Source organism: Brevundimonas sp. (assembly GCF_036402095.1).
Taxonomy (GTDB): Bacteria; Pseudomonadota; Alphaproteobacteria; order Caulobacterales; family Caulobacteraceae; genus Brevundimonas.
Map to the genome: position 1 here is coordinate 1 of NZ_DASWTO010000129.1, position 14,226 is coordinate 14,226.

15 protein-coding genes are annotated in these 14,226 nt (G+C 70.5%); 8 read left to right on the forward strand and 7 right to left on the reverse strand.

Annotated features, from left to right (window positions below; genetic code table 11):
* The 3 genes from VGD32_RS09335 to VGD32_RS09345 form a co-directional block, all read right to left on the reverse strand.
* A partial coding sequence (locus tag VGD32_RS09335) for a hypothetical protein (RefSeq protein WP_331031619.1) occupies positions 1–333 on the reverse strand: 333 nt, incomplete at its 3' end.
* The gene (locus VGD32_RS09340) at positions 320–1,126 is read right to left on the reverse strand and encodes an alpha/beta hydrolase family protein (protein WP_331031620.1); all 807 of its coding nucleotides are present in this window, start codon (positions 1,124–1,126) and stop codon (positions 320–322) included. The genes VGD32_RS09340 and VGD32_RS09335, both read right to left, overlap by 14 nt.
* Entirely contained in the window at positions 1,123–2,526 is a 1,404-nt protein-coding gene (locus VGD32_RS09345) for a cystathionine beta-synthase (RefSeq protein ID WP_331031621.1), read from the reverse strand. Before VGD32_RS09345 ends, VGD32_RS09340 begins: the two co-directional genes overlap by 4 nt.
* A gap of 110 nt (positions 2,527–2,636) precedes the next feature.
* Between VGD32_RS09345 and rnr the strand changes: the two genes are divergently transcribed.
* Positions 2,637–4,970 (forward strand): ribonuclease R, encoded by a 2,334-nt coding sequence (gene rnr / locus VGD32_RS09350; RefSeq protein ID WP_331031622.1) that lies wholly within the window; start codon positions 2,637–2,639, stop codon positions 4,968–4,970.
* 171 nt (positions 4,971–5,141) lie between these two features.
* Here rnr and VGD32_RS09355 read toward each other — a convergent pair whose 3' ends face one another.
* Positions 5,142–5,513 (reverse strand): VOC family protein, encoded by a 372-nt coding sequence (locus VGD32_RS09355; protein WP_331031623.1) that lies wholly within the window; start codon positions 5,511–5,513, stop codon positions 5,142–5,144.
* Between the two features lie 47 nt (positions 5,514–5,560).
* Here VGD32_RS09355 and VGD32_RS09360 point away from each other — a divergent pair, with 47 nt between their 5' ends.
* The 3 genes from VGD32_RS09360 to VGD32_RS09370 are packed head-to-tail and all read left to right on the forward strand — an operon-like array spanning position 5,561 to position 8,593.
* Positions 5,561–6,280 carry an NUDIX hydrolase gene (locus VGD32_RS09360; protein WP_331031624.1) on the forward strand — a complete coding sequence of 240 codons (720 nt, stop codon included), beginning with the start codon at positions 5,561–5,563 and terminating at the stop codon, positions 6,278–6,280.
* 3 nt (positions 6,281–6,283) lie between these two features.
* Complete coding sequence (locus tag VGD32_RS09365) at positions 6,284–6,694, forward strand: DUF5990 family protein (RefSeq protein ID WP_331031625.1); 411 nt, start codon at positions 6,284–6,286, stop codon at positions 6,692–6,694.
* Positions 6,695–6,742: 48 nt separating this feature from the next.
* A complete protein-coding gene (locus VGD32_RS09370; RefSeq protein ID WP_331031626.1) occupies positions 6,743–8,593 on the forward strand; it encodes a sulfotransferase in 1,851 nt (616 codons plus the stop codon).
* A gap of 1 nt (position 8,594) precedes the next feature.
* Here VGD32_RS09370 and VGD32_RS09375 read toward each other — a convergent pair whose 3' ends face one another.
* Complete coding sequence (locus VGD32_RS09375) at positions 8,595–9,164, reverse strand: hypothetical protein (protein WP_331031627.1); 570 nt, start codon at positions 9,162–9,164, stop codon at positions 8,595–8,597.
* A gap of 129 nt (positions 9,165–9,293) precedes the next feature.
* Between VGD32_RS09375 and rpmG the strand changes: the two genes are divergently transcribed.
* Complete coding sequence (rpmG, locus tag VGD32_RS09380) at positions 9,294–9,461, forward strand: 50S ribosomal protein L33 (protein WP_003164451.1); 168 nt, start codon at positions 9,294–9,296, stop codon at positions 9,459–9,461.
* 100 nt (positions 9,462–9,561) lie between these two features.
* Here rpmG and VGD32_RS09385 read toward each other — a convergent pair whose 3' ends face one another.
* Complete coding sequence (locus VGD32_RS09385; protein ID WP_331031628.1) at positions 9,562–10,923, reverse strand: PleD family two-component system response regulator; 1,362 nt, start codon at positions 10,921–10,923, stop codon at positions 9,562–9,564.
* Positions 10,920–11,306 (reverse strand): response regulator, encoded by a 387-nt coding sequence (locus VGD32_RS09390; protein ID WP_331031632.1) that lies wholly within the window; start codon positions 11,304–11,306, stop codon positions 10,920–10,922. The genes VGD32_RS09385 and VGD32_RS09390 overlap by 4 nt, the downstream gene beginning before the upstream one ends.
* 180 nt (positions 11,307–11,486) lie before the next feature.
* Between VGD32_RS09390 and VGD32_RS09395 the strand changes: the two genes are divergently transcribed.
* From VGD32_RS09395 to VGD32_RS09405, 3 genes are all read left to right on the forward strand, one after another.
* Positions 11,487–12,734, forward strand: a complete 1,248-nt coding sequence (locus tag VGD32_RS09395; protein ID WP_331031629.1) for a DNA polymerase IV — start codon at positions 11,487–11,489, stop codon at positions 12,732–12,734.
* 515 nt (positions 12,735–13,249) lie between these two features.
* A complete protein-coding gene (locus tag VGD32_RS09400; protein WP_331031630.1) occupies positions 13,250–13,708 on the forward strand; it encodes a RidA family protein in 459 nt (152 codons plus the stop codon).
* Positions 13,709–13,872: 164 nt separating this feature from the next.
* On the forward strand, positions 13,873–14,226 hold a 354-nt coding region (locus tag VGD32_RS09405), incomplete at its 3' end, for a peptidogalycan biosysnthesis protein (protein WP_331031631.1).

The following is a 14,226-nucleotide window of genomic DNA, read 5'->3' on the forward strand; positions in this document are numbered from 1 at the left end:
CGCCTCCATCATCCGCTCCGGCCGGATGCCGTCGTCAGGGAAGGCGTCGGTGTAGAGCGGCGTCAGCACCTCGTAGCCGTCCCCGGCGAAGCGCATCGCCAGCTGGTGCCACGGCCCGCGGTTGGTGATCCGCCCGCCCGAGCCGTGCATCATCACGATCGCCGCCCGCCGCCCCTCGCCGACCGGCCGGTAGTGGATCGCGCGGATGGTCTTGTCGTGGCTCTGGAAGGTCATGCCCTCATAGGGCGGTGCGGCGGCGGCGGGCTCCTGCGCCCGCGCCGTCCCCGCCAGACCCGCCGCCGCCGCCGCGGCCAGCAGACTACGCCGGTCCATCGTCCCCCTCCGCTCCGCCTTCCAGAAACGTCCGGGTGCGGGCGAACGCCTCGCACCAGGTCGGCAGGTCGTACTGGTGCCCGTCGAAATCCAGTTCCTGCACCTCCACCGCCGCCCCCGCCCGCCGCAGATCCTCTGCCAGCCCCAGGGTGGCGCGCACCGGAACCACCTCGTCGCGCCGCGCGTGCAGCAGCAGCACCGACAGGCCCCGCCCGGCCACGTTGCCCTCGACCTCGCCGCCGCCCGCGGCCAGGACCGCCGACCGGATCGGGCTCGCCGGATCGGCGGCGGCGCCGGCGGCGACCCCGGCCCCGCGCGAATAGCCCCACAGCGCCACCCGCTCCGCCGACACGCCCGGCTTGACCGCCAGCTGCGCCGCCGCGTCCAGCGCCGCCTGCCGCCACGCGCGGGCGGTCACGGTCCGCCGGCTCCCGTCGGGCTCCGCGGCGTCGAAATAGGCCGGCAGGATGACCCAATAGCCGCGCGACGCCAGCTGGATGGCGTGGGCGTCGAACAGGATCGCGTTCATCTCGAAGCCGGCGCCGCCATGCAGCAGCACGAGGCCGCGTCCGTTGGCCTCGCCCCGCGGCGTGTAGAGGTGGGCCCGGATCGCCCGGCCCCGGCTCTCGAAGGTGATCGGCTCCCGCGACGCCCGCACCGCCACATCGTCGGCGCAGCCGGGCACGCCGACCCGCGGCGGCTCCTGCGCCGCCTGCGCCAGCGCCGGCCCGCCCGCGAGCACGGCGGCCAGCCCGATCAGGGACAGGCGTGCGGCGCGGGCGCGGGCCTTCATCGATTGAGGCTCAGATGGTTGATCAGGTCGCTGCGGGTGATCAGGCCGACGAATTTCTCTCCGTCCAGCACGATCGCGACCCGGTCGCGGTCGAAAAGCGGGATCAGGGCGTCGAGCGGCTCCCCCACCTGGACCGTGTCCAGATCGCGGGTCATCACCGAGCCGACCGGCTTCCCGAACCGCTCCTGACGGGTGATCTCGTCGGTGTTCATCACGTGCACGATGTCGCTCTCGTCGACGATCCCGACCAGCTGCCCGTCCTTGATCACCGGCAGCTGCGACACGTCCGCCCCCTTCATCCGCTTGAAGGCTGTGTCGAGCGTGTCGTCCGGGCCGATCACCACCACGTCCCCGTTCTCGTATTTGCGCGTGATCAGGTCGGACAGGTCGCCGTGCATCGGCCGGTCGCCCAGCCCCTGATCCGCCAGCCAGGCGTCGTTGTAGACCTTGGACAGATACTTGGCGCCGGTGTCGCAGACGAAGGTCACCACCCGCTTCGGCTTCGTCTGGGCCCGGCACCAGCGCAGGGCGGCGGCGATCAGCGTGCCCGACGACGATCCCGCCAGCACGCCTTCCTTCAGCAGCAGTTCGCGCACCGTGGCGATCGCCTCCGCGTCCGGGATCGAATAGGCCGTGTCGATCAGGGTGATGTCGGCGGTATCCGGCACGAAATTCTGCCCGATGCCCTCGACGGTGTAGCTGCCTTCCGGCCCCGGCACGCCCTCGTTGACGATGCCGGCCAGGGTCGAGCCGACTGGATCGGCGAGGATTATCTTCGCGTCCGAGCCCACGCTCTTCAGATAGCGGGCGATGCCGGTGATCGTCCCGCCCGAGCCGATGCCGGCCACCAGGGCGTCGACGTCATGGTCCATCTGCTCCCAGATTTCCGGACCCGTGGTCCGGAAATGCGCCTCGGAGTTGGCGTCGTTGGCGAACTGGTTGACGTAGAAGCCGCCCGGTATCTGCTGCGCCAGCCGCTCGGCCATGTCGGTGTAATATTCCGGATGCCCGTGCGGCACGTCCGAACGCGTCAGGCGAACATCCGCGCCCATCGCCCTGAGATGCTGGATTTTTTCCTTCGACATCTTGTCCGGGATGACCAGCAGCACCTTATAGCCCTTGGCCTGTCCCACCAGGGTCAACGCCAGGCCTGTGTTGCCGGCCGTCGCCTCGACGATCGTTCCGCCGGGCTTCAGAAAACCCTCCCGCTCCGCCGCCGCGATCATCGACAGGGCGATGCGGTCCTTGATCGAGCCGCCCGGGTTCTGCGACTCCAGCTTCAGGAACAGCCGGCACGGGCCGGTGTCCATCTTCGTCACCTCCACCATCGGCGTCTTGCCGATCAGGTCCAGCAGCGAGCCGGTGGGACCGGTCAGGACCGGGGTGGGGGCGAGCGACATTCAACAACTCCAGGGGGCTAGTCGCCGAAAGCTAGGCTCCACCCCCCTTCACGACAAGCCGCGCAAGATTTGCCTCCGAACAGGCGTGAAGCGCGTTATCTAGGATTCCAATGACAAAATCCCCCAAGAGGCCGCCCGCCGGCCTGCCCGACAAAGACACCCTCCTCGCCTTCCTGCGCGAAGCCGGATCGGCCGAGAAGACTGACATCGCCCGCCATTTCGGCCTCAAGGGCGGCGATCGCCGCGCCCTGCGCGAAATGATCCGCGAGCTCGAGGTCGAGGGCAGGCTCGGCAAACGCGGCCGCAAGGGCTTCTCCGAAGCCGGCGCCCTGCCCCCGGTCGGCGTCGCCGACGTGGTCGAGCGCGACGTCGACGGCGAATTCTACGTCCGCCTCGTCGAGGCCTCGCCCGACGCGCCCCGCGCCATCCTCGTCCCCGACAATACCGGCAAGACCGGCGCCGCCCCCGGGCTGGGCGCCCGCGTCCTGGCCAAATTCTCGCGCGGCGAGGACGGCTGGGAAGCCCGCGTCATCAAGGTGCTCGACACCGACGCCAACCGCGTCCTCGGCGTCATCCGCAAGTCCAACAAGGAGGTCCGGGTTGAGCCCGTCGACCGCCGCTCGAAGGACGTCCTGCTGGTCCCCCACGCCCAGGGCGCGGATCTGCGTGATGGCGACCTCGTGCTCGCCGCCATCGAAAAGGGCGAGCAGCGCTACGGGCCCAAACGCGGCAAGATCCTCGAGACCATCGGCCGCGAGGACGACCCCCGCGCCGCCTCCCTGATCGCCATCGCCGCCCACACCGTGCCGATGGGCTTCTCCGACAAGGTTCTGCAGGAGGCCCAGGACCAGGAGCTGCCGTCGCTGAAGGGCCGCGAGGACCTGCGCGACCTGCCGCTGATCACCATCGATCCCGCCGACGCCCGCGACCACGACGACGCCGTCTTCGCCCAGCGCGACGAGGATCCGAAGAACGAGGGCGGCTGGATCGTCTGGGTCGCCATCGCCGACGTCGCCGCCTACGTGCGGGCCGGCACGGCGCTCGACCGCGAGGCGCGCGAGAAGGGCAACTCCACCTACTTCCCCGACCGGGTCGAACCGATGCTGCCCGAGGTCCTTTCCAACGGCCTGTGCAGCCTCAAGCACGGCGAGAACCGCGCCTGCCTCGCCGTTCGCATGGTCTTCGACAAGACGGGCCGGAAGACGGGTCACAGGTTCGTGCGCGGCCTGATGCGCTCGCACGCCAGCCTCAGCTACGAACAGGCCCAGGCCGCCATCGACGGACCCGAGGGCGGCGGCGGGACCGACGAGGCCACCGGCCCGATCATGGAGGCCATCCTCTATCCGCTGTGGAACGCCTACCGGACCATGCTCAAGGGCCGCGAGAAGCGCAGCCCGCTGGCCATCGAGAGCCCCGAGCGCAAGGTGCTGATGGACCCCGGCGGCGGCATCGGCTCGATTTCGCCCCGCAAGTCCCTCGAGGCGCACCGCCTGATCGAGGAGATGATGATTCAGGCCAACGTCTGCGCCGCCGAGACCCTGGAGCAGAAGCGCGTGCCCCTGCTGTACCGCGTCCACGACGCGCCCAGTCAGGAGAAGCTGTTCACCCTCGGCGACTTCCTGCAGACCATCGGCAAGCCGTGGAACAAGGGCGAACCGGCCACCACGAAGCGGTTCAACAAGCTGCTCGACGAGACCCGCGACGGCGAGCACGCCGAGGTCGTCAACGAGGTCGTCCTGCGCACCCAGATGCAGGCGGTCTACAGCCCCGAGAATGTCGGCCACTTCGGTCTGAACCTCGACCGCTACGCCCACTTCACCTCGCCCATCCGGCGCTATTCCGACCTGATCGTCCACCGCGGCCTGATCCGCGGCCTGGGCCTCGGCAAGGACGGACTGACCGACCGCGAGATCAGCGAACTGCCGGCCATCGCCGAACAGGTGACCATGACGGAGCGCCGCTCCATGGCCGCCGAGCGCGCCGCCATGGATCGCTACATGGCCGCCTTCCTGTCCGAGCGCGTCGGCGCGACCTTCAACGGCCGCATCACTGGCGTCACCCGCTTCGGTCTGTTCATCCGGCTGGAAGAGACCGGCGCCGACGGCCTCGTCCCGGTCTCCACCCTCGGCGGCGAGTATTTCCACCACGACGACCGCACCCACGCGCTCGTCGGCGAGCGCAGCGGCCAGCGCTGGACCCTCGGCCGCACCGTCGAGGTCAGGCTGGTCGAGGCCACGCCGGTCACCGGCGGCCTCGTCTTCGAAATGCTGTCCGAGCCGGCCCCGCGCGACCCCAACGCGCCCTCGCCCCGTCTCGGCGTCCGGGGCCGCGGCGGCGACGGCTTCCCCAAGCGTGGCGGCGGCCGCCCCGGCGGCCCCAAGCCGCCCCGGGGCGGCAAACCCTCCGGCGGCCTCAAGGGCGTCCGCAAGGGCAAGCGGCGGTGACGGCCGCACCCACGCCCCGTCACCCTCGGGCTTGACCCGAGGGCCGGACCGTACAGTGCTGCGTCGAGGACTGGACGAGCGCTTCCCGAGGACCGTCCCGATCGACCGGGCCCGCTCCTGCGCCTGATCCTCGGGTCAGGCCCGAGGATGACGGCGGTGGAAGGGCGACCGCTAGCCCGCGAAGGCGATCAGATTGCCGTCCGGGTCCGCGACCATGAAGGTCCGCGCGCCCCAGTCCTCGGTCTTCAGACGCTGATGGAAGGCCACGCCGGCCCGCTCGAACTCGTCGAACAGCGCCTCCGCGTCATCGACGGCGATGGTGGCCAGTAGCGGATCCTCCTCCGCCTCGCGAAAGCCAGGCGCGAACACCGGGCCGTCGACATGCCTCAGGTTCAGCCGCGCGCCGTCCCTGACCACCTGGGCGTAGAAGGCGGGCTCCCCATGAGAGAAGGCCAGCCGGAACCCCAGCCGGCCGACATAGTGCTCCAGCGCCGCGTCGAGATCGGTCACGAACAGCTGCGGTTCGGCGAAGAGCAGGGTCATGACGGGCTCCCGATGGGTTCGGCCGCCGCCCATGCTAGAGACAACCGATGCCGTCCGCCACGTCCCACCCCTTCGACGCCGCCCAGGATCTGGCCGACGCCCCCCGCACCGGCGGCCGTCAGCGCCCGAAAGACGCCGCCACCCTGATTCTCACGCGGGTCCGGCGCGGCTCGCCCGAGGTGCTGATGGGCCGCCGCGCCCAGGGCCACGTCTTCATGGCCTCGAAATGGGTCTTTCCCGGCGGCCGGGTCGAACGGGCCGACCCCGGCGCCGCCTCGGCCAGCGAGCTCCGCCATGCCGACGCCCTGCGCCTCGCCCGCGAAGTGACGCCCCGTCGCGGCCGCGCCCTCGCCCTCGCCGCCGTCCGCGAAACCTTCGAGGAGACCGGCCTGCTGCTGGCCGAGCCGGCCCCGCCCGCCTCCGTGGCCGGGCCGTGGCGCGAATTCCGCGCCGCGGGCGCCCTGCCCGACCTCGCCGCCCTCGCCTATATCGCCCGCGCCATCACCCCGCCCGGCCGCACCCGCCGCTTCGACGCCCGCTTCTTCATGGCCGACGCCGCGGCCCTGCTGCACCCGGAGCCCACCGCCGGCTCCGGCGAACTGGACGAGATCGCCTGGCTGCCGCTGGAGCAGGCCCGGGCGGTCGACCTCCCCGCCATCACCCGCTTCGTCCTCGCCGAGGTCGCCGAACGGCTGTCGTATCCAGACCGGCCCGTGCCCTTCGTGCGCATGGTGCGCGGGCGGCATGTGGTGGAGCACCAGGACTGAGCCATGGCGGACATCCCCATCACCCTGCGCCTGACCATCGCCGATCCAGTTCCCGGCGTCCGCTACAGCCTGCAGCAGGATGACGCCCCGTTCGCGCCCGTCACCGCCGGCGCCGCACCCCTGTCCTTCGACGTGCCGATCCGCCTGTCGAACGACAACCGCTTCCTCGGTCCTTTCGTCCGCCGCGAGGGGCCGCACCGCCGCTTCGTCTACCTCCGCATCGGCACCCAGGCCGGCGACTGCGCCGCCGCCTGGAGCCGGCGCGCCAAGATCGACATCCACGACATTCCGCCGCTCCTGCTGGACCGGGCCCGCGAAGGCCAGGTGCTCGAGGTGATCCTTCCCGGCCGCGGCGGGGACGGCTCCCCGGCCTGCGCCACCCTCCGCCCGCTCTCGCCGTGGCGCGCGGTCTGAGCCGGCGGCCGCTTTGACCCCGGCCCCGCCCCCCGGTATGCCCACGGCATGAAGCTCGAGGTTCCGTTCATCAAGCTGCCGTTCCGGTTCGACGCGGCGCGGCTGCAGGAGGAGGTCGCGGCCTTTCCGGCCGGGGCCTGGGTGCGTCACCCCAACAACCTCGACGGCAACAGCGCCCTGCGGCTGATCACCGTCGGCGGCGGCGACAACGACGACGTGGCCGGGGCCATGGCCCCCACGGCGCACCTGCTCGCCTCGCCCTATCTGCAGCAGGTGTTGGCCCATTTCGGCGTGGTCTGGAGCCGCTCGCGCCTGATGAAGCTCGGCCCCGGCGCGACCGTGCCGATGCACACCGACATCAACTACCACTGGCACCACCGGGTGCGGCTGCACATCCCGATCGTCACCACGCCCGAGGTGCGATTCTTCTGCGACGACCAGGTCGTGCACATGGGCCAGGGCGAGTCGTGGATCTTCGACAACTGGCGCCCGCACAAGGTCGAGAACGGCTCGGACATCGAGCGCATCCACCTCGTCGCCGACACCACCGGCAACGGCCGCTTCTGGGACATGGCCCACGCCGCCGCCGGCCAGGAGATCGCCCCCCAGACCGTGCCCTACCGCCCGGGCGCCCGCGTCGGCATCGCCACCGAGCAGCACAACGTCTACCGGGTCATGCCGCCGTCCGAGGTCGACGACCTGCTGCGCGACCTGGCCGAGGAAACCATGTCCCTCAAGGCCGGCGATGCGGGCCGCGACGAGATGAAGGCCTACCAGCGCGTCCTCTACGGCTTCCGTCAGGACTGGCGCCAGCTGTGGTCCCTGTTCGCCGACGGCGACCGCGGCGTGCCCCACTACCGCAAGCGGCTGGAAATGCTTCTGCAGCAGGTCCAGGCCCTCGGCGACGACCTGCGCGTCCGCTCCAACCAGATGCCGGTGCTGCGCGTCATCGGTCAGCGCATCGGCACCTACGCCGTCAATCCCGAGGTCGGGGCGATGGGGACGCCGGCCCCCGGCGCGGGCGCCACGACCCCCGCCGCGCCCGCCGCCCGCCCGGTCGTGCGCACCCCCGACTACGACCGCCCGGTGATCATCGTCGCCGCGCCCCGCTCGGGCAGCACCGCCCTGTTCGAGACCCTCGCGGTCACCCCCCAGCTGCACAATCCCGGCGGCGAGGCCCACTGGCTCGTCGAGGGCTTCCGCATGTTCCTGCCCGGGGCGCCCGGGGTCGAGTCCAACCGCCTGACCGCCGACCGCCTGACGCCCGAGATCGCCCTGGCCATGAAGTCGCGCCTCGCCGAAAAGCTGGTCGACGCCTCCGGGGCGCCCGCCGACGCCCCCTCGGTCCGCCTGCTGGAAAAGACCCCCAAGAACGCCCTGCGCATCCCCTTCTTCAACGCCCTGTTCCCCGACGCCCGCTTCGTCTTCCTGTGGCGCGAGCCGGAGGAGAACATCTCCTCGATCATCGACGCCTGGCGCGCCGGCGGCTGGGTCACCTATCCGCAGCTGCCCGGCTGGGACGGCCCGTGGTCGCTGCTGCTGCCGCCCGGCTGGCAGGGCCTCAAGGGCAGGCCCCTGCCCGAGATCGCGGCGTATCAGTGGGCTGCCACCAACCGGACCATCATGGACGATCTGGAGCAGCTGCCCGCCGACCGCCGCCACGTGGTGCGCTATTCCGACTTCCTCGCCGACCCCGCCGCCGTCATCCGCGGGGTCTGCGGCTTCGCCGGGCTGGAGTTCGACGCGGCCCTGTCGGAGCGCACCGGCGGCGACCTGCCGCCCTCGCGCCATACCCTGACCCCGCCCGAAGCCGGCAAGTGGAAGAAGAACGCCGCCGAAATCGAGCCCCTGATCCCCGGCCTGGCGCCGCTGCTGGAGCGCCTGCGGGGCTTCGCCTGACCTATTCCGCCAGCGGCCGCGTCAGGTCGAACTCGACCCGCATGAACCGCCCCTCCGGCCGGCGAAGTTCATAGGCGAACATCCGTCCGGGATGCACCTCCATGGCCCAGACGTTGGTGGTCGACACCGTCGCCCCGCCCGCCGTGAACTGGTCGATCGACTCGCGGTCGACGGGGAATTCCTGCCGCTCCGCCGTCCCCGCCTCCGCCGTGTCGCCGCCGTACAGGTGATAGCCGTGGATGACGCCCTGCGCGTCGCGGTGATCGTGCTTCAGCCGCAGCCCCGCCGCCGTCCGCGTCACGATCCAGCGCCGCGACCGGTCCTCGCCCACCGCGAACGGAATGCCGACCTCGTCCGCCGCGCAGTCCCGCACGTGCATGACCAGCCGGTTGTCGCGGAACGTCGCGTCCGCCGGGTCCGTCGACACCACCCGCCCTTCGAAGCGCTGGCCGCACAGGTCCCTCAGCCGCGCCATGAAGGCGTCCTGCGGGTGGGCCGGCTCCGGCGCGGTGGCGCAGCCGGCGAGCAGGGCGAGGACGGGGGCCAGCGCGGCCGGCTTCAGCGTTTTCATGCCCCCACCCTGCCCCTCGCCGGCCCGCGGCTCAATGCGCATCCGGCCTGGTTGACTTCCGGACGCGCCTGAGTATGTTCCGCGCCTCTCATTTCCGCGGCTTCCGCCGTCCGCAAAGGTAATTGTCCGATGGCCAAGCCGGCTTCCATCAAGATCCGCCTGAACTCGACCGCCGACACCGGCTTCTTCTACGTCACCAAGAAGAACGCCCGCACCATGACCGAGAAGATGGTCGTCAAGAAATACGACCCGGTCGTGCGCAAGCACGTCGAGTTCAAGGAAGGCAAGATCAAGTAAGGTTCGCGCCTGCTGCGATTTCGGAACGCCCGGTCAGCGATGGCCGGGCGTTTTTCGTTGTCCGACGTACTCCCTCTCCCCGCGGGAGAGGGGGCGCCACTCACGCCGCCCGGGCGATCACCTGGTTCCGGCCGTGGGCCTTGGCCTCGTACACCCCCTCGTCGCCCCGCTTGAGCAGGGCTTCCGGCGTATCCCCGGCCACGCTCGCGGCCACGCCGATCGAGACGGTGATGGTCAGTCCCTCGGCCCCGCCCATGATCGGGAAGGGCTGGGCCTCGATGTCGCGGCGGATGCGATCGGCCACGCGCGCGGCGTCCTCCAGGGTGGCGCCCGGCATGACCACCACGAACTCCTCGCCACCCAGCCGGCACGGCAGGTCGATGGCGCGCACATTGGTCGCCAGCCGCACGGCGAACTCGCGCAGCACCTCGTCGCCGGCGTCATGGCCGAAACCGTCGTTGACGGCCTTGAAGTGGTCGATGTCCATGACCAGCACTGCGACCGGATCGCCGCCCTGTCCGGCCCGCGCCACCATGGCCTGCAGCTGGCCCGCCATGTAGCGGCGGTTGTGCAGGCCGGTCAGGGCGTCGGTGACCGCCATCTCGAGGCTGTAGTCCAGCTTTTCCTTGAGGAAGTCGGCGTAGCGCTTGCGCTTGATCTGGGTGCGCGCCCGGGCCATCAGCTCCTCGGAATCGACCGGGCGCGGCAGGATGTCGTTGACCCCCAGCTCCAGCGCCTTGAGCAGGCGCGGCCGGTCCGCCGGGTCGACCACGGCCAGGATCGGCGTCCGTCGCGACGCCTCGGCCGACCGCACCTGGGCCACGAAACGCAGGCCGTCGAAGCCGCTGCTCGACACATTGATGATCATCAGATCGACCGGACCGCGCGCGGCGATCAGGGCCGCGGCCGGATCGGCCTCGACCACCGGCCGGTGCTCGCCCGCCAGGTGGCCGAGCATCTTTTCGACCTGCAGCGGGTTGTCGTCGACGATCAGCACCCGGCCGCCCGAACCGCGCAGCCGGCCCGCGCCGTCCGAATCGACCCCCATGCGGCGGCCGGTCTCCTCGCGCTCGCGCAGCTCGTCCATCACCGCCTTCAGCCGCACCAGCGACTTGACGCGGGCGAACAGGATGACGTCGTCGATCGGCTTGGTGACGAAGTCGTCGGCCCCGACGCCCAGTCCCTTGATCTTGTCCTCGCGTCCGTCCAGCGCGGTAACCAGCACCACCGGGATGTGCCGCGTCACCGGGTCGGCCTTCAGCCGCCTGCAGGTCTCGAACCCGTCCATCCCCGGCATCATCACGTCCAGCAGGATGATGTCGGGCCGCTCGGCCGCCGCGATCTCCAGCGCCCCGGCGCCGTCCATCGCCGTCAGCACCTCGTAATATTCCAGCGTCAGCTTGGCCTCGAGCAGGCGAACGTTCGGCTCGACGTCGTCGACGACAAGAATGCGCGCGGTCATGGGACGGCCGCCTCCACCGCTCCGAGATGCTTGCGGACCACCTCGAGGAAATGCACCACCGAAATGGGCTTGGAGATGTAGGCCTCGCAGCCGCCCTGCCGGATCCGCTCCTCGTCGCCCTTCATGGCGAAGGCGGTGACGGCGACGACCGGGATATGGCTCAGCTCCTCGTCGTCCTTCAGCCATTTGGTGACCTCCAGACCGCTGATCTCGGGCAGCTGGATGTCCATCAGGATCAGGTCGGGACAATGCTGACGCGCCAGGGCGAGCGCCTGCAGACCCTCGCGGGTCTGAAGGGTGCGATACCCCTGCGAGTCGAGCAGATCATGAAAAAGCTTCATGTTCAGCTCGTTATCCTCGACGATGAGGACCGTCTTCGACATCATCACCCGGCCTGTATCGCTTCCTCGGAAGCGCGGTTGCGCGGAGGCTTCTTCGCCTTCTTCGCGCGCAGTCTCGCCCCACGTCTCTTAAGTTGACGTGAAGCCACCCTGTCCTTCTCCCCCGGAGTGGAGAAGGAATCTCCTCCCAACTCCCCCCGCCGTCAGGCACAATCCTTCCTGATGAAATCCATCTGCCGCGACTGCCTGTGGACCGCCGACGCCCTCGTCGAGCGCTGCGGCGCCTGCGCCTCGCGACGGGTGGTGCGTCACGACGAGCTCGCCGGGCTGACGATCGCCCACCTCGATTGCGACGCCTTCTACGCCTCGGTCGAAAAGCGCGACCGGCCGGAATTGCGCGACCGCCCGGTCATCGTCGGCGGCGGCAAGCGCGGCGTGGTCTCCACCTGCTGCTACGTCGCGCGCCAGTACGGCGTCCATTCGGCCATGCCGATGTTCAAGGCGCTCAAGGCCTGCCCCGACGCCGTGGTCATCAAGCCGGACTTCCGCAAATACGTCGCCGCCAGCGAGGCCATCTTCGGCGCCGTGCGCGAACTGACCCCCCTGGTCCAGACCCTCTCGCTGGACGAGGCCTGGATCGGCCTCGACGGCACCGAGCGGCTCAACGGCGGCCCGCCCGCCTTCCAGCTGGTCCGGCTGCAGAAACGGATCGAAGAGCAGACCGGCCTGACCGTCTCGATCGGCCTCGCCGCCAACCGCTTCCTCGCCAAGGTGGCGTCCGAGCTCGACAAGCCGCGCGGCTTTTCGGTCATCGGCTCCGAGGCCCGCGCCCTGCTGGCGCCGAAGCCGGTCGGGGTCCTGCCCGGCGTCGGCCCGGTGTTCCGCAAGACCCTCCAGAGCGACGGCTTCGCCACCGTCGGCGACCTCGCCGCCGCCGACGTCCGCGACCTGGTCAAACGCTACGGCGAGACCGGCTTGCGCCTGCACGACCTCGCCCACGGTCGCGACGCCCGCGCCGTCCGCCCCGAGCACGAGCGCAAGGGCATGAGCGCCGAAACCACCTTCAACGAGGACCTGACCCGCGCCTGGGACCTCGAGGCCGAGCTCTGGCCGCTGTGCGAAAAACTGGCCTCCAAGGCCCGCCGCGACGGTGTCGCCAGCCGGGTCATCGTTCTGAAACTGCGCCGCACCGACTTCAGGATCGTCACCCGCCGCGTCACCCTTCCCGAGCCCGTCCAGACCGCCCGCGCCCTGTTCGCCGCCGGCCGCGACCTGATGGCCCCCGAACTCGGCCGCCCCTACCGCCTGATCGGCATCGGCATGGGTGACGTCCAGGACGCCGTCGACGCGCCCTCCGCCCTGTTCGACACCCCCGAAACCAGGGCCCTGAAGACTGAAACCGCCATCGACAAGCTTCGCGCGAAGTTCGGCGCCGGGGCCGTGGTCGCGGGACGGGCGCTCAAATCCTGACCCTTCTCCCCCCTGGGGGAGAAGGTGCCCCGGAGGGGCGGATGAGGGGGATGCCGGCTCCGGACTGGTTGGCTGGTCGGGTCCCCTCGAACATCCCCCTCATCCGAGCGGCTGCGCCGCCCACCTTCTCCCCCGGAGGGGAGAAGGACCCATGACGCTGTGCTGGCAATCCGCGAACCTATAGTCGGGTTGCGCGCGTGTTTCGCTGCCTTTTCAGATACTTGGGCAAATCTGAAATCGATCTTCCAACCGTATAAGCCGGCGGGCGCATAATGCGTCCTTCAGCTCGCCGGTCTTTGACAATCGAACCGCCGCCGCGCCGCCCAGGCGCGAATCCGATCCCCCGACCGCCGATGCAGACTCTGCCGACTCTGCCCCCCCGTTCTTTCACCACCGGCGCCGACTCTGCCGATTCCGCCCCCCCGTTTTTTTCAGGGGGCCGGTAACCCCGGCCCGCATCGACGCCGCCCTTCCTCCGCGCTAAACCGCCCCCAATTCCCAATCAGGAGCTTTCCATGACCGTCGCCGCCCGCCTCGCCGAACTCGGCATCACCCTGCCGGAACCCGCCAGCGCGGTGGCCAACTACGTGCCCTTCGTCCAGACCGGGAACCTGCTCCACATCTCCGGCCAGCTCTCGAACGACGCCTCGGGCGGCATCAAGGGCACCGTCGGCGCCGACGTCTCGCCGGAGCAGGCGAAGGCCGCCGCCCGCCTGTGCGGGATCAACCTGCTGGCCCAGATGTCGGCCGCTCTCGGCGGCGACTTCGAACGCGTCGTCCGCGTCGTCAAACTGGGCGGCTTCGTCCAGGCCGCCGGCGACTTCGAGGCCATCCCCGCCGTGATCAACGGCTGCTCGGACCTGATGGTCGAAGCCTTCGGCGACAAGGGCCGCCACGCCCGCTCCGCCGTCGGAGTCTACAAACTCCCCCTCGGCTTCGCCGTCGAAGTCGACGCCATCGTGGAAGTTCGCTGATCGTGAGCCAAATCTCGTCCTTCTCCCCTCGGGGGAGAAGGTGGGCGGCGGAGCCGCTCGGATGAGGGGGATGGTTCAGCCGGCACACGGGTCGGCGATGAGCGGGTGGCCCGCAGCCCCCTCATCCGGCCCGCTCCGCGAGCCACCTTCTCCCCCGGGGGGAGATGGCCGTGCCTGACTTCACCCTCCATGTCCACGCCACCGTCGCCGACATCGGCCGCGAGGCCTGGGACGCCTGCGCCTCGCCCTACGGCGACCCGTTCGTCTCCTTCGACTTCCTCGACGCCTGCGAGGCCTCCGGCAGCGCCGCCCCGCGCGAGGGGTGGGCCGGCCGCCACCTGTCTCTGGCGGACGGGACCGGTCGCGTCCTCGGCGTCATGCCGCTCTGGCTCAAGGGCCACAGCCAGGGTGAATACGTCTTCGACCACAGCTGGGCCGACGCCTACGAACGCGCCGGCGGCCGCTACTATCCCAAGCTGCTCGGGGCCGTGCCCTTCACCCCTGTGACCGGGCCCCGC

What these genes read in the sequence shown, in the direction of transcription:
- rpmG (WP_003164451.1), top strand. Translation starts at nt 9,294, where the DNA reads ATGGCCAAGCCGGCTTCCATCAAGATCCGCCTGAACTCGACCGCCGAC.
- VGD32_RS09375 (WP_331031627.1), bottom strand. Translation starts at nt 9,164, where the DNA reads ATGAAAACGCTGAAGCCGGCCGCGCTGGCCCCCGTCCTCGCCCTGCTC.
- VGD32_RS09365 (WP_331031625.1), top strand. Translation starts at nt 6,284, where the DNA reads ATGGCGGACATCCCCATCACCCTGCGCCTGACCATCGCCGATCCAGTT.
- VGD32_RS09370 (WP_331031626.1), top strand. Translation starts at nt 6,743, where the DNA reads ATGAAGCTCGAGGTTCCGTTCATCAAGCTGCCGTTCCGGTTCGACGCG.
- VGD32_RS09385 (WP_331031628.1), bottom strand. Translation starts at nt 10,923, where the DNA reads ATGACCGCGCGCATTCTTGTCGTCGACGACGTCGAGCCGAACGTTCGC.
- rnr (WP_331031622.1), top strand. Translation starts at nt 2,637, where the DNA reads ATGACAAAATCCCCCAAGAGGCCGCCCGCCGGCCTGCCCGACAAAGAC.
- VGD32_RS09395 (WP_331031629.1), top strand. Translation starts at nt 11,487, where the DNA reads ATGAAATCCATCTGCCGCGACTGCCTGTGGACCGCCGACGCCCTCGTC.
- VGD32_RS09340 (WP_331031620.1), bottom strand. Translation starts at nt 1,126, where the DNA reads ATGAAGGCCCGCGCCCGCGCCGCACGCCTGTCCCTGATCGGGCTGGCC.
- VGD32_RS09355 (WP_331031623.1), bottom strand. Translation starts at nt 5,513, where the DNA reads ATGACCCTGCTCTTCGCCGAACCGCAGCTGTTCGTGACCGATCTCGAC.
- VGD32_RS09360 (WP_331031624.1), top strand. Translation starts at nt 5,561, where the DNA reads ATGCCGTCCGCCACGTCCCACCCCTTCGACGCCGCCCAGGATCTGGCC.
- VGD32_RS09345 (WP_331031621.1), bottom strand. Translation starts at nt 2,526, where the DNA reads ATGTCGCTCGCCCCCACCCCGGTCCTGACCGGTCCCACCGGCTCGCTG.
- VGD32_RS09400 (WP_331031630.1), top strand. Translation starts at nt 13,250, where the DNA reads ATGACCGTCGCCGCCCGCCTCGCCGAACTCGGCATCACCCTGCCGGAA.
- VGD32_RS09390 (WP_331031632.1), bottom strand. Translation starts at nt 11,306, where the DNA reads ATGTCGAAGACGGTCCTCATCGTCGAGGATAACGAGCTGAACATGAAG.